The following is a 21,574-nucleotide window of genomic DNA, read 5'->3' as shown; positions in this document are numbered from 1 at the left end:
GCAGCTGTCGTTTCGTCAGCTGGAATGACCCGGCCCTGACGTGATCCACCGTCAGTCACCTCGGGCGCTGCCACCACTCGGGGCGCTCACGCGGGTGAAGGGACCCGGCAAACGAGTCGGCCGGCAGCGCGGGGGCTGCCGGCCGACGGGTCGCGCTCGGTGATGGTCAGGGGCTGGTCCGGGGCAAGGACAGTACGGCGGCGAGCGCCTGACGCAGCGTCGACTCGGGGTCCGCGTCCGGCCCCTCGGCACGCCAGGCGACGAAGCCGTCGGGCCGGACGAGTACCGCGCCCCCCGGTGCGACGCCGTGGCACTCCCGCCAGTCCGCCCCGCCCTCGGGCGTCAGCTCGGCATCGGGCCCGGCGCCCACCCGGTAGGGGACGAGCGGCACCGTCAGCCGGCCGGCGAGCCGCAGCGCGGCCTCGTGCCAGCCGGCGTCCGTCCCGGCGTCGCTGAGCAGGACCGGCGACCGCTCGTACAGGTCGAGGGTGGAGATCCGCTCGCCCTGCCGCCGCACCCACATGTGGGGTGCCCGGCTGCCGGGCTCGCCGGTCAGGGAGAGCTGCTCCGGGACGACGGGGGTCTCGGGGTCGGCGCCGACGACCGCGCCCCGCGGGTAGCGGTAGCCGAGGGCCACGTTGAGGATGCCGCGCTGGGGTCCGCCGCCGCCGGCGCCCGGCGGGGGCGCGAAACCGGGGTGGCTGTGCTCGGCCGACCGGGCGGCCGCACGGGCGCTGGTGGCCTCGGCCACCGGGCGGCGCTCGGCGTCGTAGGTGTCCAGCAGTCCGTCGCCCGCCCAGCCGCCGAGCACCGCCGCCAGCTTCCAGGCGAGGTTGTGGGCGTCCTGGATGCCGGTGTTGGAGCCGAAGGCGCCGGTGGGGGACATCTCGTGCGCGGAGTCCCCGGCCAGCAGGACGCGCCCGGACCGGTAGGCCCGGGTGACGCGCTGGGCGGCGTGCCAGGGCGCCTTGCCGGTGATCTCCACGTCCAGGTCGGCGACCCCGACCGCCCGCCGGATGTGCTCGACGCACCGCTCGTCGGTGAAGTCCTCCATCGTCTCGCCCTGTTCGGGGTGCCAGGGGGCGTGGAAGACCCAGTGCTCGCGGTTGTCCACCGGCAGCAGCGCGCCGTCGGCGTCCGGCCGGGTCAGGTAGCAGACGATGAAGCGGCGCTCGCCCACCACCTCGGCGAGGCCGCGCGAACGGAACGTCATGCTGACGTTGTGGAAGAGGTCTCCGGGCCCGCTCTGCCCGATGCCGAGCGCCTCCCGCACGGGGCTGCGCGGCCCGTCCGCGGCGACGAGGTACTGGGCGCGGAAGGTGGTGTGCTCGCCCGTCTCACGGCTCTTGACCAGTGCGGTGACCCCGTCGGCGTCGGTGTCGAACGAGAGGAGTTCGGTGCCGAAGCGCAGATCGCCGCCGAGCCGCTCCGCATGGTCGAGCAGGACCGGCTCCAGGTCGTTCTGGCTGCACAGGCACCAGGCGCTCGGGCTGAACCGGGCCAGCCCGCCCCCCGGGTCGATGTTCTTGAACAGCCACTCGCCGGCGTCGCCGACCAGGGTGGGCGTCTGCAGGATGCCGTGGTTGTCGGCCAGTGTCTCGGCGGCCCGGTGGATCGCCTCCTCGACGCCGGCCACCCGGAACAGTTCCATGGTGCGGACGTTGTTGCCGCGGCCACGGGGGTGGATGGAGGTGCCGGTGTGGCGTTCCACCAGGGTGTGCCGTACCCCGAGCCGGCCCAGGAAGAGCGAGGTCGACAGCCCCACCAGGGAACCGCCGACGACGAGGACAGGGATCTCGTGGACACTCTCGCCGGTTCGGCCGGCGCTTTCGTTCGTCATTCCCCATGCATTGCCCCGCACGGCGGACCGTGCCCCGGCGGGTACCCGCTTCACCCGCTTGACCCAGGCGATTCACCGAGCTGACAGGGGTGGTGACGCCTGCGCAGGTGAACGGGTGGCGCCGGCCGGCGCCACCCGTGAGGAGCATCGCCTGCTCAGCCCTCGATGCGGTGCGTGGTCCAGAACGACGTCAGGTCCGTGGTCGTGGCGGCCTGCGCGGCCGCCTTGAACTCGGCGGTGGTCGAGACGCCGTACCAGTGCGCGGTGGCGTAGTCCTTCAGGAGCTTGGCCATCGCGGTGTCGCCGATGAGGCGGCGCAGGTCGTGCAGGGCGCACTTGCCGTAGGTGTAGACGACGGTGCCGTACCGGGAGGAGTGGGCGTCCCAGTAGGCCATCGAGTTGGTGATCTTCTCGGCCGCCGAGGCCCACGAGACGCTGTTCCAGCAGTTGGTGCCGGTGCTGCCCAGGGCCAGGTCGGTGGAGTAGTCGGTGAACGACTCGTCCAGCCAGGGGCTGTTGTACTCGTCGTCGCCGACGATGCCGTACCACCACTGGTGGCCGATCTCATGGGTGAGCGCGGTGGTGCTGACCAGGTCGAGGACGAATCCCGGGTACTCCATTCCGCCGAACCAGAAGTTGTTGTCGATGACCGCGTCCAGCTCGCCGTACGGGTAGGCGCCGAAGCGTGCCGCGTGCGCGTCGACGGCGGTCTTCGCGGTGGTGAGCATCGAGTTCGCGCTGCTCGAGCTGATGCCCGAGACGGAGTAGACGTTCACCGGGACCCCGGCGGTGGAGGTGCCGGAGATCTTGGTGAACGGCCCCGCAGCCCAGGCGAAGTCACGGACCTTGGACGCCGTGGCGGTGGTGATCGTACGGCCGCTGGTGCCGGCGGTGTCGACCGAGGTGCCGGTGGCCGGGACCAGCAGGGTCGTCGGGTGGTCGAGGGTCACCTTGAAGTCGGCGGCCAGCGAGTAGAAGGACTCGCCGTTGTTCGTGTACGGGTCCAGGTGCCAGCCCGCCCCGTCCTTGACCGCGAGCACGGGCAGCGCGTTGCCGACGAAGCTGAACGACCCGTCGTACCCGAACCGGTCGGCGCCGCTGGGCACGGTGATGCCGAGGTCGAAGCCGACGGTGGCGCTCTGTCCCTGGGCGAGGGGAGCGGACAGGGTGATCGGCAGGGCGGTGCAGCTCACCGAGAGGGAGCCCGCGGTGCCGCCGGTGACGTTGGTGACCGTGACCGGCATCGCCGAGCAGGTGCCGTGGTAGTTGTCCCACAGCCGCAGGTACACCTCGCTCAGCGGGGTCGCGGAGGCGTTGGTGAAGGTCGCGCTCTCGTGCCCGGTCCAGACCGTGCCGGCGGTGTTGCTGCTGAGGCTGACGGTGTACGACGGCGAGACCGGCGTCCGGGTCGAGTCGGCGGGCGGGGTGGTGCTGTCCGCCGTGTTCAGGGCGATGTCGTCGAGGACGAAGCTGGACTGGAGGCTGGAGTCCTCGGTGCCGGTGAAGGCGAGGGTGACGGTCTGGCCGGCGAACGCCGACACGTCGATCGACTTCTGGACGTACCCGGTGTTCTTGTCGAGGTTCGAGTACGTCGCGAGGGTCGTCGAGCCGATCTTGGCCGTGAGCTTGTCGTACGCCGTGGAGGACGTCGTCTCGGCGGTGTCGATGTGCAGCCAGAAGGTGAGGGTGGCGCTCGCGCAGCCGGACGGGACGGTGACGCTCTGGGAGAGCGTGTCGGTGTGCGTGCCGCCGGTGCCGTCCAGCCAGGCGTAGTGGGTGCCGCCGTGGGCGCTCTGGCCGGTGCGGTCGGTGATCACGCTCGTGGACGACTGGGTCCAGGCGGTGGCACCGCTTTCGAAGTCGCCGGCCGCGACCACCTGGGCCGGGGTGCAGGCGGCTTCCGGTGCGGCCGTCGACGGGGGCGCGGACAGGACGAGGGCGGCCGTCGCGGCGAGGGCCAGGGCACTCGCGGCGAAGGCCTTGCGGGGGGTGGGTCTCACTCGGGGCTCCTTGTGGGGTTGTGCCGAAGGGAGAGCAGCGGTGAGCGACGGGTGGGGGAAGCCTGACAGATTTGACAAGTCCATGCCATAACAACAGGGCAAAGGAATCTCGCAGCGGGCGGCCGCTCCGCCGGCCAAGCCGACGAATCTCACACCCCCCAGAGCCCCGCTCACAGCCGCTCCGCCCCTGCTGTGCGCCACCCTTAACTCCCGGCGCCCCATCAGGGAGACACCTGCGTAATGCACACTTCGTACCGTCGACAAGGCCCTCACCAGGGCCGTTCAGCAGAAGGCGGCAGGACGAAAGGGGCGCCCGTGGCCGTGCCGGACCCGCGGACCGACAGCGCTACGAAGGTGCGCACGGTCTGCTCGTACTGCGGTGTCGGCTGCGGCATGGTCCTCGACATCGGCCGCGGCCCCGACGGACGCCGCGGCGTGCTGAAGGCGTCCGGTGACAAGGAGCACCCCGCGAACCGCGGCCGGCTGTGCACCAAGGGCGCCACCACCGCCGACCTGCTCGCCGCCCCCGGCCGCCTCACCACCGCCCTCGTCCGCGCCGAGCGCGGCGAGGAGCCCGAGCCGGCCCCCGTGGACACGGCCGTCGCCGAGACCGCACGCCGGCTGCGGGCGATCGTCGACGAGCACGGCCCCGACGCCGTCGCCCTCTACGTCTCCGGCCAGATGAGCCTGGAGGCGCAGTACCTCGCCAACAAGCTCACCAAGGGCTATCTGCGCTCCAACCAGATCGAGTCGAACTCCCGGCTGTGCATGGCCAGCGCCGGCACCGGCTACAAGCTCTCCCTGGGCGCCGACGGCCCGCCCGGCTCGTACGAGGACCTCGACAAGGCGGACGTCTTCCTCGTCATCGGCTCCAACATGGCCGACTGCCACCCCATCCTCTTCCTGCGCATGATGGACCGGGTCAAGGCGGGCGCCAAACTGATCGTCGCCGACCCGCGCCGCACCGCCACAGCCGCCAAGGCCGATCTGTTCCTGCAGGTCAAACCGGGTACGGACCTCGCCCTCCTCAACGGGCTGCTGCACCTCCTGCACGCATACGGCCACACCGACCCCGAGTTCGTCGCCGCGTACACCGAGGGCTGGGAGGCGATGCCGGAGTTCCTCGCCGGCTACCCGCCCGCCACCGTCGCCGAGCTCACCGGCATCCCCGAGGACGACCTGCGCGAGGCGGCCCGGCTGATCGGCGAGGCGGGCGAGTTCACCAGCTGCTGGACGATGGGCCTGAACCAGTCCACGCACGGCACCTGGAACACCAACGCCCTGGTCAACCTGCATCTCGCGACCGGCAAGATCTGCCGCCCTGGCAGCGGCCCCTTCTCCCTCACCGGCCAGCCCAACGCGATGGGCGGCCGCGAGATGGGCTACATGGGCCCCGGGCTGCCGGGCCAGCGGTCCGTCCTGGTGGATGCCGACCGCGCCTTCGCCGAGGAGGTGTGGGGGCTGGAGCCCGGCACGATCCGCGCCGACGGCGTCGGCAAGGGCACCGTCGAGATGTTCCGGAAGATGGCCGACGGCGACATCAAGGCCTGCTGGATCATCTGCACCAACCCCGTCGCCTCGGTCGCCAACCGCCGGACCGTCATCGAGGGCCTGGAGGCCGCCGAGTTCGTCGTCGCCCAGGACGTCTTCGCCGACACCGAGACCAACGCCTACGCGGACGTCGTCCTGCCCGCCGCCCTGTGGACCGAGACCGAGGGCGTCCTCATCAACAGCGAACGCAACCTGACCCTCGCCCGCGCGGCCGTCGACCCGCCCGGCGAGGCCACCGCCGACTGGCGGCTCATCGCCGACGTCGCCCGCGCGATGGGCTACGAGGACGGCTTCCGCTACGACAGCGCCGAGCAGATCTTCGAGGAGATCAAGCGCTTCCACAACCCGCAGACCGGCTACGACCTGCGCGGAGTGACGTACGACCGACTGCGCGAGACCCCCGTCCAGTGGCCGGCCGCCACCGCCGACGGCCCGGACCGCAACCCCATCCGGTACGTCGACGCCGACGGCTCCCTCACCTTCGCCACCCCTTCCGGCCGTGCCGTCTTCCACGCCCGCCCGCACCTCGCGCCCGCCGAGCTGCCGGACGACGACTACCCGTTCGTCCTGAACACCGGCCGGCTCCAGCACCAGTGGCACACCCTGACCAAGACCGCCAGGGTCGCCAAGCTCAACAAGCTCGACCCCGGCCCGTTCGTCGAGGTCCACCCCGAGGACGCGGCCGCGCTCGGCCTCACCGACGGCGACTCCGTGGAGGTCGCCTCCCGGCGCGGGCGCGCCGTGCTGCCCGCCGTCGTCACCGACCGGGTGCTGCCCGGCTCCTGCTTCGCGCCGTTCCACTGGAACGACCTGTTCGGCGAGTACCTCAGCGTCAACGCGGTGACCAGCGACGCGGTCGACCCGCTGTCGTTCCAGCCCGAGCTGAAGGTGTGCGCGGTGTCGCTGACGAAGGTGTCGACGCCCGTGACCGTGCAGTCGCCCGTCGTCCCCGAGCCGGCCCCGGTGATCGTCCCGACGACGGTCCGGCCGGCCGCCTCCGCCGCCGCCGTCTTCGGCCTCGACCCCGCCCCGCCGCCGGTCCTGACCGAACGCGAACGCCAGTACCTGGTCGGCTTCCTCGCCGGCATCCCGGCCGGCGCCCCCGGGGTCCCGGTCCTGCCGCCGGACGCCCCCTTCAGCCCCGAACACGCCCTGTGGGTCAACGGCACCCTCGCCGGCATGTACTCCCGCACGGGCGCCGCCCCCGCTCCCGCGCCGCAGGAGAGCCCCGGCCGCCGGGTCGTCGTCCTGTGGGCCTCGCAGACCGGCAACGCCGAGGAGTTCGCCGCCACCACCGCCGAGCGCCTCACTGCGGGCGGCCACGCGCCCTCCCTCGTCGCCATGGACGAGGCCGACCCCGCCGCCCTGCCCATGGGCGCCGACCTGCTGCTGATCACCAGCACCTTCGGCGACGGCGACGCCCCCGACAACGGCGCCGGCTTCTGGGACGGCCTCGCCGCGCTGGACACCGGGCTCCTTCAGGGCCGCCGCTACGCCGTGCTGGCCTTCGGGGACTCCTCCTACGACGACTTCTGCGGGCACGGCCGTCGCCTGGACGACCGCCTGGACGAGCTCGGCGCCGTACGGCTGGCCCCGCGCACCGACTGCGAACCCGACTACGAGCCGCAGGCCGAGGCCTGGCTGGACCAGGTCCTCACGGCGCTGAAGGAGGCCACCGAGTACGAGGCCCCCACGGCCGCCGTCGTCACCGAAGCCCCGTCCACCCCATCCGCGACCACCGCCCCCGCACGCCCCAAACGCCCCGAGCCCGTCACCGCCCGCCTCACCGGCAACCGGCTGCTGAGCCTGCCCGGCTCCGGCAAGGAGGTGCGCCGCTTCACCTTCGACACCCGCGACAGCGACACCCCCCTGGTGTACGAGGCGGGCGACGCCCTCGGCGTACGGCCGCTCAACTCCCCGGCGCTGGTGGAGGAATGGCTGAACGTCACCGGCCTGGACGCGCACACGCCGGTGCGGGTGGCCGGCGTCGGCGAGGTGGCCGTCGGCGAGGCCCTGCTGCGGCACCTCGACATCACCCGCATCGGCCCGGCCCTGCTCCGCTTCACCGCCGACCGCACCCGGGACCCGCGCGAGCTGCGCAAACTGCTGCGACCCGACAACAAGGGCGAGCTGGCGAAGTGGTCGTGGGGCCGGCAGGCCGTCGACGTGGCCGCCGAGTTCGGGATCCGGGCCGGCGCCCAGGAGTGGGCCGAGGTGCTGGGCAGGCTCCAGCCGCGCCTGTACTCCATATCCTCCAGCCCGCTCACCGACCCCCACCTGGTCTCGCTCACCGTCTCCGTGGTGCGCTACGAGAACCTGGCCGGCCGCCCCCGCCAGGGCGTCTGCTCGCCCTTCCTCGCCGACGCCGCACCCGGCACCGAGGTCCCGGTCCACGTCCAGCGCTCCCCGCACTTCCGCCCGCCCGCCGACCCCGCCACCCCGATGGTGATGGTCGGCCCCGGCACCGGTGTGGCACCCTTCATCGGCTTCCTCGAGGAGCGCCGCGCCCGCGGCCACCGCGCGCCCAACTGGCTGTTCTTCGGCGAACAGCGCCGGGCGACGGACTTCTACTACGAACAGGAGCTGACCGCCCTCCGGGCCGACGGCACCCTCCACCGCCTGGACACCGCCTTCTCCCGCGACCAGCGCGCCAAGGTGTACGTGCAGGACCGGATGCGCGAGCACGGCGCCCATCTGTGGTCCTGGCTCCAGGACGGCGCCCACTTCTACGTGTGCGGCGACGCCTCCCGCATGGCCAAGGACGTCGACCAGGCCCTGCGCGACGTGGCCGTCGTCCACGGCGGACTCGGCGAGACGGAGGCGGCGGCATATGTGAAACAGCTGGCCGCTGACAAGCGGTACGTGCGGGACGTGTACTGACGGTATTCGGCCATCGTGGCGTGTCCATGAGCGCTTTCCAAACAGGAGTGGACAAGATCTGACACACCTTCCGTGCAGAGCCGCACGGTCCTCCCCGAGGAAGGTCGTGGTCATGTCGCACCCGCACGAGCCGCCCATGAGCCGGTCGTTCGTCAGCCGCCGCCGACTGCTCGAAGGGTCGGCCGCCGCGCTCGGCGCGCTCGCCCTGTCCGGACCGCTCGGCTCGCCCCGGGCCGCCGCGGCGGACGGCACCGGGGAAACCCCCGAATGGAACGGCCGCATCGACGTCTTCCGGATCGGCACCGAGGACCCGCACACCACCCTCATGCCGTACGCGACCCTCGCCCAGGCCCTCGCCGCCGACCGCACCCGCTCGCCGTGGCGGATCGGTCTGGACGGCACCTGGAAGTTCGCCCACGCGGACCGCCCCGACGACCGCGACCCCGACTTCCACCGCACCGACCTCGACGACAGCGGCTGGGACACCATCCCGGTGCCCTCCGCCTGGCAGCTGCACGGCTACGACCGCCCCATCTACATCAACATCACCTACCCGTGGTGGGGCGCCAACGGCCTGGGCGAGGACGCCCAGCCGCCCTCCGCGCCCACCCGCCACAACCCCGTGGGCCAGTACCGCCGTACCTTCACCGTCCCGCGCGACTGGACGGGACGGCGGACGTTCCTCCACTTCGAGGGCGTCAAGTCCGCCCACTACGTGTGGATCAACGGCGAGCTCGTCGGCTACCACGAGGACTCCTACGACCCCGCCGAGTACGACATCACCGACCACCTCCGGGCGGGCACCAACCAGATCGCCGTCGAGGTCTACCGCCACTCGGACGGCGACTGGCTGGAGGACCAGGACATGATCCGGCTGAGCGGCATCTTCCGCTCGGTCTACCTGTACTCCACCCCGGCCGTGCACCTGCGCGACTTCCGCCTCGACACCCCGCTCGGCGACGACCACCGGACGGCCGACCTGTCGGTCACGGCGAGCGTGCGGGACTACGGCGGCCAGGGCGGCGGCCGGTACTCCGTCGAGACGCAGCTGTACGACGCGGGCGGGCACCCGGTGTGGCCCCGGCCGCTGACCCGGGCCGTCACGCTGGGCGCCGGAGCGGAGACGACCGTACAGGCCGCGCAGGCGGTGCCCGCGCCGCGCCTGTGGTCGGCCGAGGACCCGTACCTCTACACCGCCGTGCTGCGGCTGCGCGACCCGGCCGGCCGGGTGACCGAGACGCTCTCGCACCGGGTGGGTCTGCGCGAGTTCGCCCTCAGGGACGGGCTGATGCGCATCAACGGCAGACCCGTCTCCTTCCGCGGCACCAACCGCCACGAGATGCACCCGGCCCGCGGCTCCGCCCTCACCCGCGCCGACCTGGTCGAGGACATCCGCATCATCAAACGGCTCAACATCAACTCCGTCCGCACCTCGCACTACCCCAACAACCCGCAGTGGCTGGAGCTCGCCGACGAGTACGGCCTGTATCTGGTGGGCGAGACCAACCTCGAGACCCACGGCATCCGCGGCGAGTACCCCGGCGACCACGCCGACTGGACCGCGGCCTGCGTCGCCCGCGCCCAGAACATGGTCCACCGCGACAAGAACCACGCCTCCGTCGTCATCTGGTCGCTCGGCAACGAGGCGGGCGGCGGCTCCACCTTCACCGCCATGCACGACTGGATCCGCTCCTACGACACCACCCGCGTCATCCAGTACGAGGGCGACGACCGCCCGGGCATCAGCGACATCCGCTCCGAGATGTACGACTCCCCGTCCCGCGTCGAGCAGCGGGCGAAGGACACCGCCGACACCCGGCCGTACGTGATGATCGAGTACTCCCACGCGATGGGGAACTCCAGCGGCAACTTCAAGAAGTACTGGGACCTGATCCGCAGTCACGAGGTGCTGCAGGGCGGCTGGATCTGGGACTTCGTCGACCAGGCCCTCAGCTGGCCCACCCCGGCCCGCAAGCTGCTCACCGAGACCGGCCCCGCCGCGCTCAGGGGCGAGATCATCGCCCCCGCCGGCACCTTCACCCGCGAGGACGGCGTCTCGGGTGGCACGGTCTTCGCCCGCGACCCCCGCCTCGACCTCACCGGATCCCTCACCCTGGAAGCCTGGATCACCCCGCACGTCACCGGCTACCACCAGCCGGTCCTCGCCAAGGGCGACACCCAGTACGCGCTGAAGCAGTCGGGGCGGACCCTGGAGTTCTTCATCCACGGCGACGGCCAGTGGATCACCGCGAACTGGACGGTCCCGGAGGACTGGACCGGCCGCGAACACCACGTCGCCGGCGTCTTCGACGCGGACGCGGGCACGCTGACCCTGTACGTCGACGGCGAGGTACGGGCCACCCGCACCACCACCCGACGGCCGAGCACCAACACCGCCTCCCTGTCCCTGGCCACCGACGTCGACAACCCGACCCGCGAGTTCAGCGGCACCGTACGCCGGGCCAGGGTGTACGCACGGGCCCTCGGCGCCGCCGAACTCGCCTCCACCGGCCGTGGCCCCGCCGACGACGGCGTCCGGTTCTGGTTCGACGCCGCCACCGCAGGCCTCACCGAGAAACGCCCCCGCGACAAGACGTTCCACGCCTACGGCGGCGACTGGGGCGACAACCCCAACGACGGGGCCTTCTCCGGGGACGGCATCGTCACCGCCGACCGCGGGCTCACCGGCAAGTCCGCCGAGGTCAAACGCATCTACCAGGCCGTCCAGGTGACCGCGGGCGCCTCGCCCGGCGCGGTCACCCTCACCAACGAGCACCTCTTCACCAACCTCTCCGCGTTCGACGGCCGTTGGGCGCTCGTCGCCGACGGAAGGACGGTCCAGCGCGGCAGGCTGACCCGCGACCAGCTGGACGTCCCGCCACTGACCGGCAAGGCCGTCAGCGTCCCGGTCCGGCTGCCCGCCGCCCCCGCGCCCGGCGCCGAGTACTTCCTCGAACTCTCCTTCACCCTCAAGGAGCCCACGCCCTGGGCCGACGCCGGCTTCGAGATCGCCCGGCAGCAGCTCCCGCTCGACGCGGGCAGCCCGCCCGTCAGCCCGGTGCCGCTCACCGACGTCCCGCCCCTCTCCCACGCCGACGGCGACACGACCGTGACCGTCACCGGCGAGACCTTCTCCGTCACCGTCGACAAACGCACCGGCGTCATCACCTCCTACCGGTCCGGCCGCACCGACCTGATCGTCTCCGGTCCCGCCCCCAACTTCTGGCGCGCCCCCACCGACAACGACCGCGGCAACGGCCAGCACACCCGCAACCAGACCTGGCGCGACGCGGGCGCCCGCCGCACGGTGACCGGCGTCGCCGTCCGCGCCCTGCGCGACCGGGCCGTCGAGATCAGGGTCACCGGCACCCTGCCCACGACCACCGAGTCGGCGTACACCACCACCTACACCGTCTTCGGCAACGGCGAGATCAAGGTCGACAACACCCTCCACCCCGGCGCCGCCTCCCTGCCCTACATCCCCGAGGTCGGCACCCTGCTCCTCCTGCCCGGCCGGCTGGAGGAGCTGCACTACTACGGCCGCGGCCCCGAGGAGAACCACTGGGACCGCAACGACGCCACCGACGTCGGCCTGTACTCGGGCACGGTGACCGGCCAGCGGACCTCCTACCTGCGCCCGCAGGAGAACGGCAACAGGACCGACGTCCGCTGGGCCGCCCTCACCGACCGCGAAGGCAACGGACTGCTCGTCTCCGGCGAACCGCTCCTCGAGGTCAACGCCTCCCACCTCACCCCCGAGGACCTCTCGGTCGGCGCCCGCCACGACTACCAGCTCACCCCGCGCGCCGAGGTCGTCCTGCGCCTGAACCACCGGCAGATGGGCGTCGGCGGCGACAACAGCTGGGGCGCGCACACCCACGACGAGTACAAGCTGTTCGCCGACCGCGACTACTCCTACACCTACCGACTGCGCCCGCTGAGCGGCGTGGACAAGGCCATGGCGGCCTCGCGCCGGCCCACTGCGACGGGGTAGCACGCCACGAGCGGGAAGCCCTGGGTACCGTTTCCCGACGGAAGCAGGAAACGGTACCTACGGAAGAGGGAACCACCCATGGCCGAGCAGGACGAACGCTTCGACGTCGTGGTCCTCGGGGCCGGACCCGGCGGCTATGTCGCCGCGGTCCGCGCCGCCCAGCTGGGCAAACGTGTCGCGGTCGTCGAGGAGAAGTACTGGGGAGGCGTCTGCCTGAACGTGGGCTGCATTCCCACCAAGGCCCTCCTGCGCAACGCCGAACTCGCCCACATCTTCACCCACGAGGCGAAGACCTTCGGCATCAAGGCCGACGGACAGGTCTCCTTCGACTACGGCGAGGCCTACCGCCGCAGCCGCAAGGTCGCCGACGGCCGCGTCAAGGGCGTCCACTACCTGATGAAGAAGAACAAGATCACCGAATTCGACGGCCGCGGCACCTTCCTCGACCCGCACACCCTCCAGGTGACCGGCTACGACGGCGAGACCCGCACCCTCGGCTTCGAGCACTGCATCATCGCCACCGGCGCCACCCCCAGGCTGCTTCCCGGCACCCGCCGCACCTCCCGCGTGGTGACGTACGAGGAGCAGATCCTCGCCGAGGACCTCCCGCAGTCCGTCGTCATCGCCGGCGCGGGCGCGATCGGCATCGAGTTCGCCTACGTGCTCCACAACTACGGCGTGAAGGTCACGATCGTCGAGTTCCTCGACCGCGTCGCCCCTCTCGAGGACGCCGAGGTCTCCGCCGAACTCGCCAAGCAGTACCGCAGGCTCGGCATCGACGTGCTCACCTCCACCCGCGTCGAGACGATCGACGAGTCGGGACCGCAGGTCCGCGTCACCGTCACCGGAAAGGACGGATCCCAGCAGATCCTGGAGGCCGACAAGGTCCTCCAGGCGATCGGCTTCGCGCCGAACGTCACGGGCTACGGCCTGGAGAACACCGGCGTGCGCGTCACCGAACGCGGCGCCATCGACGTCGACGGCCGCTGCCGCACCTCCGTGCCCCACATCTACGCCATCGGCGACGTCACCGCGAAGCTGATGCTCGCGCACGCCGCCGAGGCGATGGGCGTGATCGCCGCCGAGACCCTCGCCGACGCGGAGACCATGGAACTCGACTACGCGATGATCCCGCGCGCCACCTACTGCCAGCCCCAGGTCGCCAGCTTCGGCTACACCGAGGCCCAGGCCAGGGAACTGGGGTACGACGTCAAGGTCGCGAAGTTCCCGTTCACCGCCAACGGCAAGTCGCACGGCCTCGGCGACACCACCGGCTTCGTCAAGCTCATCAGCGACGCCCGGTACGGCGAGCTCATCGGCGGCCACCTCATCGGCCCCGACGTCACCGAGCTGCTGCCCGAACTCACCCTGGCCCAGCAGTGGGACCTCACCGTCCACGAGGTCGCCCGCAACGTCCACGCCCACCCCACCCTGGGCGAGGCCGTCAAGGAGGCCGTGCACGGCCTGGCCGGCCACATGATCAACATGTAGGCCGGCCGGGACTCCCGGCGGGGCCGTTCACCCGGACGGTCCCGCCGCACTCGCCCTCGCCGCACGCCCGGGGTCTGCTGGCAGCAGTCACAGCACCCCAGCGACGGACGAGGGAGCCCTCCATGCCCGACTCAGGTGGCGCCGCCGACGCCGAGCTGGAAGCACTGAGAGCACGCATCGCGGCACTGGAGGCGGAGCGAGCCCCCCGCCCCTCCCACCACCGGATCCGCTCCATCGTCGCGGTCGTCCTCATCGTGCTGGGCTGCATCCTCGCCCCGCTGGGCGTGGTGGCCGCCTGGACGTCGAGCATCGTGGGCGACACCGACCGCTATGTCGACACGGTCGCCCCGCTCGCCTCCGACAAGGACATCCAGAACGCGGCCGCCAACCGTGTCACGAACGCGGTGATGGAACATCTCGATCTCACCGCACTCCTCCAGGACGCCGCCCCGGCCCAGCGCCCCCTGCTGGAGAAGGCCCTCGGCAAACTCGGCCCCTCCCTCGAAAGCGCGGTCCGCAGCTTCGTGCACGACAAGGCACAGGCCGTCATGGCCTCCGACGCCTTCGAGACGATCTGGACCGACGCCAACCGCAGGATCCACAGCGCCGTCGACAAGGCCCTCACGGGCAGCGGCGGCGGCGCGGTGAAGATCGAGAACGACTCGGTGAACCTGGACCTCGCCCCCGTCGTCGACCAGGTCAAGAAGCGGCTCGTCGACTCCGGCATGACGGTCGCCGGGAAGATCCCCGAGATCCACACCGACTTCACGGTCGTCAGGTCCGACGACATCGGCAAGGTCAAGACCTACTTCCGGCTGCTGGAGCTGGCCGGCGTGTGGGTGCCGATCGTGTCGGTCCTGCTGGTCGCCGCCGGCGTGGCGCTCTCCTCGCACCGCCGCCGCGTCCTGATCGTCTCCGCCCTGTGCTTCGCCTTCGCCACCCTCCTCCTCGGCGTCGCCCTGACCGTGTTCCGCGTCGTCTACCTCGACGCCCTCCCCGCCTCCGTCTCCCAGGGCGCGGCCGGCTCCGTCTACGACACCCTGACCCGCTTCCTGCGCACCGGAGTGCGGGTGGTGGTCGCCCTCGGCGTCGTCATCGCCCTCGCCGCCTGGCTGACCGGGCCCGGCCGGCATGCCCGCCTCGTCCGGCACCTGTGGCACGCGGGGCTCGGCGCCGTCCGCTCGGCGGCCGACCACGCCGGTCTGCGCACCGGCCCCGTCGGCCCGTTCGTCCGCCGCTACCGCACCTGGATCACCTGGATCCTCACCGGGGGCGCCGTCCTGGCCTATGTGCTGTGGCCGTACCCCACCGGCTGGGTCGTCGTCGGCCTGGCCCTCGCCCTCCTCTTCGCCCTGAGCATCGTCGACTTCCTGGCCTGCGAGACCCCGCCCGCGGAGACGGCGGCGCCCGCCCACGGAAGGGACGCCCCCACATGACCGCCCAGCCCCACGGGCCGACCGGCCACACCCAGGGCGAGATCGGCACCGCCTGGTCCACCCCTCCCGGCGGACCGCACCGGCCCGCGCCCGCCGCGCACGACGGCTCCGCCACCGGCGGTGTCGCCTTCGCCGGCGTGCTCATGCTGTGCGGGGGTCTCCTCGCCGTCCTCCAGGGCGTCGCCGCCCTCGCCGAGGACGACGTCTACGCCCGCCTCGGCGCCTACGTCTACGAGCTGAACCTCACCGGCTGGGGCTGGATCCACCTCGTCCTCGGCATCCTCGCCACCGCGACCGGCGCCGCCCTTCTGAAGGACCTGCGCCGGGCCCGCCCCGCCGGCATCCTCCTCGCCGGCCTCAGCCTGGTCGCCCAGTTCCTGTTCCTGCCGTACCAGCCGCTCTGGTCGGTGACGGTCATGGCGATCGACATCTTCGTCATCCGGGCGCTGGCGGCCGGACCGCGTCCCGCGGTGCCGCAGGACAGCCGGGGTTGATGTCGGATTCCCGCCAGCGCCGGGGGTGTCGGTGGCCGAAGCTTGACCCATGCGGAAAGCGATGCACACCGACCGGGAACGCTGCGTGCGCGCCGTGCAGTCGAAGGACGCGCGGTTCGACGGCTGGTTCTTCACGGCGGTCCTGACCACCGGCATCTACTGCCGGCCGAGCTGCCCCGCGGTGCCGCCCAGGCCGGAGAACATGGTGTTCCACCCGAGCGCCGCGGCCTGCCAGCAGGCCGGTTTCCGGGCCTGCAAGCGCTGCCGCCCCGACACCAGCCCCGGCTCCCCGGAGTGGAACCAGCGCGCCGACCTCGTGGCCCGCGCCATGCGGCTGATCGCCGACGGCGTCGTGGACCGCGACGGCGTGCCCGGCCTCGCCGCCCGTCTCGGCTACAGCACCCGCCAGGTCGAACGCCAGCTCCTCGCCGAACTCGGTGCGGGCCCCCTGGCACTGGCCCGCGCCCAGCGCGCCCAGACCGCCCGGCTCCTCGTCGAGACGACCGCGGTCCCCATGGCGGACGTCGCCTTCGCGGCCGGCTTCGCCTCCGTGCGCACCTTCAACGACACCGTCCGCGAGGTCTTCGCGCTCTCCCCGACCGAACTGCGCACTCGTGCGCTCAAGAAGGGACCGGCGCCGACGGCCCCCGCCGGCACGCTCCAGCTCCGCCTGCCCTTCCGCGCCCCCCTCAACCCCGACAACCTCTTCGGCCACCTCGCCGCGACCGCCGTACCGGGCGTGGAGGAGTGGCGCGCCGGAGCCCTCCGCCGCACGCTGCGCCTCCCCCACGGCCACGGCGTGGTCGCCCTCACCCCGCACCCCGACCACATCGGCTGCCGCCTCACCCTGTCCGACCTGCGCGACCTCACGGTCGCCATCAGCCGCTGCCGGCGCATGCTCGACCTGGACGCCGACCCGGTCGCCGTCGACGACCAACTGCGCACCGACCCGCTGCTCGCCCCGCTGGTGGACAAGGCACCGGGCAGGCGGGTGCCCCGGACCGTCGACGAGGCGGAGTTCGCCGTGCGCGCCGTGCTGGGCCAGCAGGTCTCCACGGCGGCCGCCCGCACCCACGCGGCCCGCCTCGTCACCGCGCACGGCGATCCGGTCGACGACCCGGAAGGCGGTCTCACCCACCTCTTCCCGACCCCCGAGGCGCTGGCCACGCTGGACCCCGAGTCCCTGGCGATGCCCCGCACCCGCCGCGCCACCTTCACCACCCTGGTCCGTCAACTGGCCGACGGAACACTTCACCTGGGCCCGGAGAGCGACTGGCCCCGGACCCGCGCCCAGCTCCTCGAGCTCCCCGGCTTCGGCCCCTGGACGGTCGACGTGATCGCCATGCGCGCCCTCGGCGACCCCGACGCCTTCCTCCCCACCGACCTCGGAATCCGCCGCGCCGCCCGGGAGTCGGGTCTCCCCTCCACCCCGGCGGCCCTCACGGCCCGCGCCGCGGCCTGGCGCCCCTGGCGGGCGTACGCGGTCCAGTACCTGTGGGCGACCGACAGCCACCCGATCAACTTCCTGCCCGTGCAACGGAGTCACCCGTGAAACAGCACACCGTCACCGACAGCCCGTACGGCCCCCTCACCCTCGTCGCGGACGACGGCGTACTGTGCGGCCTCTACATGACCGAACAGCGCCACCGGCCACCCCAGGGGACCTTCGGCCCGCGCGACGACACGCCGTCCGGCTTCGGCGAGGCGCAAGAACAACTCAAGGCGTACTTCGCCGGTGAGCTGAAGGAGTTCACCCTCCGACTCGAGCTGACCGGCACCCCGTTCCAGCAGTCCGTCTGGGACCGGCTTCGGCAGATCCCCTACGGCGAGACCCGCTCCTACGGCGAGCTCGCCGAGGCCCTCGGCAACCCGGGCGCGTCCCGCGCGGTGGGTCTCGCCAACGGCAGGAACCCCATCGGCATCATCGTCCCCTGCCACCGGGTCGTCGGCGCGAACGGCGGCCTCACCGGCTACGGCGGCGGCCTGGACCGCAAGCAGCGCCTGCTGGCCTTCGAGAACGGAACGGCCCTGTTCTGAACGTTCAGGAACCTTCAGGAACTTTCAGGAACCTTCAGGAAAGTTCAGGAACGTTCCTGAACGCCTCTACTCGCTCAGCTCCCGCAGCACCCGGGGCAGCGCGGTCCCGATCGGCTCCCGGACCACCTCGTCGGCGATGTCGTCGTACGGGGTCGGCTCGGCGTTGACGATGACGAGGCGGGCGCCGTGCTCGGCGGCGACCCGGGCGAGGCCCGCCGCCGGCTGGACCTGGAGGCTGGTGCCGACGGCGAGGAAGACGGTGCACGCCTTGGAGATGGCGACGGCCTCGCCGAGGACCACGGGGTCGAGGCTCTGGCCGAACATGACGGTCGCCGACTTCAGGATCCCGCCGCACCGCAGACACGGCGGATCGTCCTCGCCGGCCTCGACCCGGGCGAGAGCGTCCGCCATGGGGCCGCGGGCATGACACTTGGTGCACACGAACTCCCGTGCGGTGCCGTGCAGTTCGAGCACCTTGCGGGCGGGCAGCCCGGCGAGCTGGTGCAGCCCGTCCACGTTCTGCGTGATGACCCGCACCGGCACCCCGGCCCGCTCCAGCTCCACCACGGCCCGGTGCGCCGTGTTCGGCTCCGCCCGCAGCGCGCGGTTCCCCCGCCGCATCTGCCACGAGCGCCGCCGGATCTCCGGATCCCGCATGTAGTACTCGTACGTCACGAGCTTCTCCGCCTCCGGGTCCTTCCGCCACAGCCCCTGGGGCCCGCGGTAGTCGGGGATGCCGGAGTCCGTGGAGACGCCGGCCCCGGTGAGGATGGCTACGAGGGGCTTGGACATGGGGTCGAGGGTAGGACGGGGGATCAGGGGGGCGCGAACGGATATCCGGAGGCCTCAGCCCACCCGGTGGCCGTTCTCCAGCTCGACCGCGCCCGAGCCGTCGGCCAGCGCGTCCAGCGCGGCCAGGACGCGGCGGCCCAGCGAGCCGAGCAGATGCTCAAGGATCTCCTCGCGCGGGACCAGCCGCCAGGACAGCAGCTCCTCCTCCTGCAGACGGATCGCCCCGAGGTCGTCCGCCGTGAGGACGCCGCCGTCGTAGACGTACGCCACGAGCGGCGGCCGTCCCTGGCCGGTCGCCCAGTCCACCGTGAGCAGCCGTCCGAGCGGACGGTCGAGGCCGATCTCCTCGAGCGTCTCGCGGCGCGCGCCCTGGCGCGGGGACTCGCCCTCGTCGGACTCGACGGTGCCGCCCGGCAGTGCCCAGCCCTCGCGGTAGTTCGGCTCGACGAGCAGGACCCGGTCCTGCGCGTCCCGGAAGAGGACGGCCGCGCCGGCCAGGACGCGGGGCAGGGAGGCGATGTACGTGGCGAAGTCGGAGGCGCTGGAAGTAGTCACCTCCGCAGGGTATCCAGCACGGGCCGCCCGCCCCCGCCAGGTTCATCCGTACGTACGACAGTCCGCCCGTACCCGGGCGCCCCGCCGCCCGGAGCGCTGTCAGCCCGCCTCCGCGAGCCGCAGGGTCCGCTCCGCCAGCTCGCTGATCCGCACCCCGTCGAAGCCGAACACCGCGCTGCGCACGGTGTCCTCAAGCGGGTCCTTCCAGTGCGCGGGAATCGCCCGCGCGCCGGTCAGCACCCCGGCCACCGAACCCGCCGTCGCCCCGTTGGAGTCGGTGTCCAGTCCGCCGCGCACGGTGAGCGCGACGGTACGGGTGAAGTCGCCGTCGCCGTAGAGGAGCCCGGCGGTGAGGACGGCCGCGTTCGGGACGGTGTGGATCCAGCCGAGACCGGCCGTCTCCTCGCTCATCGTGGTGAGGGTGTCCTCCCAGGCCAGCCCGGCGTCGTGGAGGGCGGCCACCCGGCGCACGGTCCGGGCCAGGCGGCTGCCCGCCGGTACGACGGCCAGCGCCTCGTCGAGCGCGTGGCGCACGTCCGGCGCGGTGAACGCCGCCGAGACCAGCGCCGCCGCCCACATGGCGCCGTACACCCCGTTGCCCGTGTGTGAGAGCACCGCGTCCCGGCGGGCCAGCGAGGCGGCGCGGCGCGGGTCACCGGGGCAGGCCCAGCCGTGCACGTCGGCGCGGATGAGGGCCCCGATCCACTCCTGGTAGGGGTTGTCGTACGTGGCCGTGAGCGGCGGTCTCAGACCGCTCGCGAGGTTGCGGTAGGCGGCGCGCTCCGCCGTGAACGTCTGCAGATACGGCAGCCGCAGCAGCCACAGGTCGCCCACCTGCTCGGTGCTGAAGCCGAAGCCGTGCGTCTCCAGGAGGTCCAGGCCGAGGATCGCGTAGTCGATGTCGTCGTCGCGGCAACTGCCGTGCACACGGCCGCGTACACAACTGCGCCACTCCGGCCGCAGCGCCCGGGCCGTCTCCTCGGTGGGCGGCTCGGGGAGGTAGTCGACGAGGGGCAGGGCGCCGGCCTGCCGCAGATAGCCGTCGATGCGTGCGCGCGTCCACACCTCGCCCCGCTCGACCGGCTTGCCGAGCATGTTGCCCGCGATCCGGCCCAGCCAGCCGCCGAGGACGCGGTCGGCGAGATCGCGCGCGGTGCCCACAGGGGTCATGGCTCCGGTCTACCCGATTCCGGGCGCCTTCGCGCGGGTTTCGGCACGGTCCACAGACGGCCCTCAGGGTTGGTCCAGGGTGCGGGTATCGCATGACGGCGGGGGCGTCCGCCGGTTAAGGTCGCAGCGGCGCGACCGGCCCTGACGTGCGCGGGGCCCGTACAGCAAGGGGAAGAAACGGTGGCGGACACTGCAGCGCAGGGCACCCCGCGGGTGCTCGTGGCCGCGGACAAGTTCAAGGGGTCGCTGACGGCCGTACAGGTCGCCGAGCGGGTGACGGCCGGGCTGCGCCGGGTCGTGCCGGACGCCGAGGTGGAGGCACTGCCGGTCGCCGACGGCGGCGACGGCACGGTCGACGCGGCCGTCGCGGCCGGGTTCGAACGCCGGGAGGTACGGGTCGCCGGCCCCCTCGGGCACGAGGTCACCGCCGCGTTCGCGCTGCGCGGCGGCACCGCGGTCGTGGAGATGGCTGAGGCGAGCGGGCTGCAGCGGCTGCCGGCCGGTGTGTTCGCGCCGCTGACGGCATCGACGTACGGCTCCGGAGAACTGCTGCGGGCCGCGCTGGACGCGGGCGCGGCGACCATCGTGTTCGGCGTCGGCGGCAGCGCGACCACCGACGGCGGCGCGGGCATGCTGTCGGCGCTCGGGGCGCGGTTCCTGGACGAGGACGGGGAGCCGGTCTCCCCGGGCGGCGGCGGCCTCGCGGACCTGGCCCGGGCCGACCTCTCCGGCCTGGACCCGCGGCTGTCGTCGGTGGAGCTGATCCTCGCCAGCGACGTCGACAACCCGCTGACCGGCCCGAAGGGCGCGCCCGCCGTCTACGGGCCGCAGAAGGGCGCCTCCCCGGACGACGTCGAGGCACTGGACGCGGCGCTCGCCCACTACGCGGAGGTGCTGGAGGCGGCCGTCGGCCCGAAGGCGGCGGAGTACGTGGACGCGCCGGGCGCCGGGGCCGCGGGCGGCATCGGGTACGGCGCGCTGCTGCTCGGGGCCCGCTTCCGGGCCGGCATCGAGGTCATGCTCGACGTGCTGGGCTTCGCGCCGGCGCTGGAGCGGGCCGAACTGGTGATCACGGGCGAAGGGTCGCTGGACGAGCAGACCCTGCACGGCAAGGCCCCTGCCGGGGTCGCCGCGGCGGCGCGTGCCGCGGGCAAGGACGTCGTCGCGGTGTGCGGCCGGCTCGCCCTGCCTCCCGAAGCCCTGGGCCGGGCCGGGATCCGCAGGGCCTACCCGCTGACGGAGGTCGAGCCGGACGTGGCGACCTGCATCGTCGACGCCGGGCCGATCCTGGAGCGGGTGGCGGAGCTGATCGGGCGGGACTACCTGCTGTGAGG

At 72.6% G+C, this 21,574-nt stretch carries 13 protein-coding genes; 8 read left to right on the top strand and 5 right to left on the bottom strand.

Annotated features, from left to right (window positions below; all coding sequences use genetic code 11):
- Positions 1-166: 166 nt before the first annotated feature.
- Both ABT057_RS09700 and ABT057_RS09695 read right to left on the bottom strand, forming a co-directional pair.
- The gene (locus ABT057_RS09700) at positions 167-1,840 is read right to left on the bottom strand and encodes an FAD-dependent oxidoreductase (protein ID WP_352341934.1); all 1,674 of its coding nucleotides are present in this window, start codon (positions 1,838-1,840) and stop codon (positions 167-169) included.
- Positions 1,841-1,995: 155 nt separating this feature from the next.
- Positions 1,996-3,840 (bottom strand): M1 family aminopeptidase, encoded by a 1,845-nt coding sequence (locus ABT057_RS09695; RefSeq protein WP_352341933.1) that lies wholly within the window; start codon positions 3,838-3,840, stop codon positions 1,996-1,998.
- Positions 3,841-4,155: 315 nt separating this feature from the next.
- On the opposite strand from ABT057_RS09695, the gene ABT057_RS09690 reads away from it, so the two are divergent.
- The 7 genes from ABT057_RS09690 to ABT057_RS09660 all read left to right on the top strand — a co-directional run bounded on the left by ABT057_RS09690 (position 4,156) and on the right by ABT057_RS09660 (position 17,723).
- Positions 4,156-8,271 (top strand): bifunctional nitrate reductase/sulfite reductase flavoprotein subunit alpha, encoded by a 4,116-nt coding sequence (locus tag ABT057_RS09690; protein ID WP_352341932.1) that lies wholly within the window; start codon positions 4,156-4,158, stop codon positions 8,269-8,271.
- Between the two features lie 112 nt (positions 8,272-8,383).
- Positions 8,384-12,265 (top strand): glycoside hydrolase family 2 TIM barrel-domain containing protein, encoded by a 3,882-nt coding sequence (locus ABT057_RS09685; protein ID WP_352341931.1) that lies wholly within the window; start codon positions 8,384-8,386, stop codon positions 12,263-12,265.
- A 78-nt stretch (positions 12,266-12,343) separates the two neighbouring features.
- On the top strand, positions 12,344-13,756 hold the full coding sequence (gene lpdA, locus ABT057_RS09680) for a dihydrolipoyl dehydrogenase (RefSeq protein ID WP_352341930.1): 1,413 nt from the start codon (positions 12,344-12,346) through the stop codon (positions 13,754-13,756).
- Between the two features lie 122 nt (positions 13,757-13,878).
- A complete protein-coding gene (locus ABT057_RS09675) occupies positions 13,879-15,192 on the top strand; it encodes a hypothetical protein (RefSeq protein WP_352341929.1) in 1,314 nt (437 codons plus the stop codon).
- On the top strand, positions 15,189-15,686 hold the full coding sequence (locus ABT057_RS09670; protein ID WP_352341928.1) for a DUF7144 family membrane protein: 498 nt from the start codon (positions 15,189-15,191) through the stop codon (positions 15,684-15,686). The genes ABT057_RS09675 and ABT057_RS09670 overlap by 4 nt, the downstream gene beginning before the upstream one ends.
- Before the next feature lie 61 nt (positions 15,687-15,747).
- Positions 15,748-17,238 (top strand): AlkA N-terminal domain-containing protein, encoded by a 1,491-nt coding sequence (locus ABT057_RS09665; RefSeq protein WP_352342155.1) that lies wholly within the window; start codon positions 15,748-15,750, stop codon positions 17,236-17,238.
- Positions 17,235-17,723 (top strand): methylated-DNA--[protein]-cysteine S-methyltransferase, encoded by a 489-nt coding sequence (locus ABT057_RS09660; RefSeq protein WP_352341927.1) that lies wholly within the window; start codon positions 17,235-17,237, stop codon positions 17,721-17,723. Before ABT057_RS09665 ends, ABT057_RS09660 begins: the two co-directional genes overlap by 4 nt.
- Before the next feature lie 66 nt (positions 17,724-17,789).
- On the opposite strand, the gene ABT057_RS09655 is transcribed toward ABT057_RS09660, so the two are convergent.
- The 3 genes from ABT057_RS09655 to ABT057_RS09645 form a co-directional block, all read right to left on the bottom strand.
- A complete protein-coding gene (locus ABT057_RS09655) occupies positions 17,790-18,515 on the bottom strand; it encodes a Sir2 family NAD-dependent protein deacetylase (RefSeq protein ID WP_352341926.1) in 726 nt (241 codons plus the stop codon).
- A 54-nt stretch (positions 18,516-18,569) separates the two neighbouring features.
- The gene (locus ABT057_RS09650; protein ID WP_352341925.1) at positions 18,570-19,070 is read right to left on the bottom strand and encodes an NUDIX domain-containing protein; all 501 of its coding nucleotides are present in this window, start codon (positions 19,068-19,070) and stop codon (positions 18,570-18,572) included.
- 99 nt (positions 19,071-19,169) lie between these two features.
- A complete protein-coding gene (locus ABT057_RS09645) occupies positions 19,170-20,240 on the bottom strand; it encodes an ADP-ribosylglycohydrolase family protein (RefSeq protein WP_352341924.1) in 1,071 nt (356 codons plus the stop codon).
- Between the two features lie 213 nt (positions 20,241-20,453).
- On the opposite strand from ABT057_RS09645, the gene ABT057_RS09640 reads away from it, so the two are divergent.
- A complete protein-coding gene (locus ABT057_RS09640) occupies positions 20,454-21,572 on the top strand; it encodes a glycerate kinase (RefSeq protein ID WP_352342153.1) in 1,119 nt (372 codons plus the stop codon).
- Positions 21,573-21,574: the final 2 nt, after the last annotated feature.

This window comes from Streptomyces sp. NPDC002588, assembly GCF_040295925.1.
Lineage (GTDB): Bacteria > Actinomycetota > Actinomycetes > Streptomycetales > Streptomycetaceae > Streptomyces.
Note: the sequence above shows the minus strand (reverse complement) of the source record. Positions and strands in the feature narration are given on the sequence as shown.

Bases quoted from the DNA above. Each gene is read 5' to 3' on its own strand.
- lpdA (WP_352341930.1), top strand. From the start codon at position 12,344: ATGGCCGAGCAGGACGAACGCTTCGACGTCGTGGTCCTCGGGGCCGGA.
- ABT057_RS09655 (WP_352341926.1), bottom strand. From the start codon at position 18,515: ATGTCCAAGCCCCTCGTAGCCATCCTCACCGGGGCCGGCGTCTCCACG.
- ABT057_RS09700 (WP_352341934.1), bottom strand. From the start codon at position 1,840: ATGACGAACGAAAGCGCCGGCCGAACCGGCGAGAGTGTCCACGAGATC.
- ABT057_RS09670 (WP_352341928.1), top strand. From the start codon at position 15,189: ATGACCGCCCAGCCCCACGGGCCGACCGGCCACACCCAGGGCGAGATC.
- ABT057_RS09665 (WP_352342155.1), top strand. From the start codon at position 15,748: ATGCACACCGACCGGGAACGCTGCGTGCGCGCCGTGCAGTCGAAGGAC.
- ABT057_RS09645 (WP_352341924.1), bottom strand. From the start codon at position 20,240: ATGACCCCTGTGGGCACCGCGCGCGATCTCGCCGACCGCGTCCTCGGC.
- ABT057_RS09675 (WP_352341929.1), top strand. From the start codon at position 13,879: ATGCCCGACTCAGGTGGCGCCGCCGACGCCGAGCTGGAAGCACTGAGA.
- ABT057_RS09685 (WP_352341931.1), top strand. From the start codon at position 8,384: ATGTCGCACCCGCACGAGCCGCCCATGAGCCGGTCGTTCGTCAGCCGC.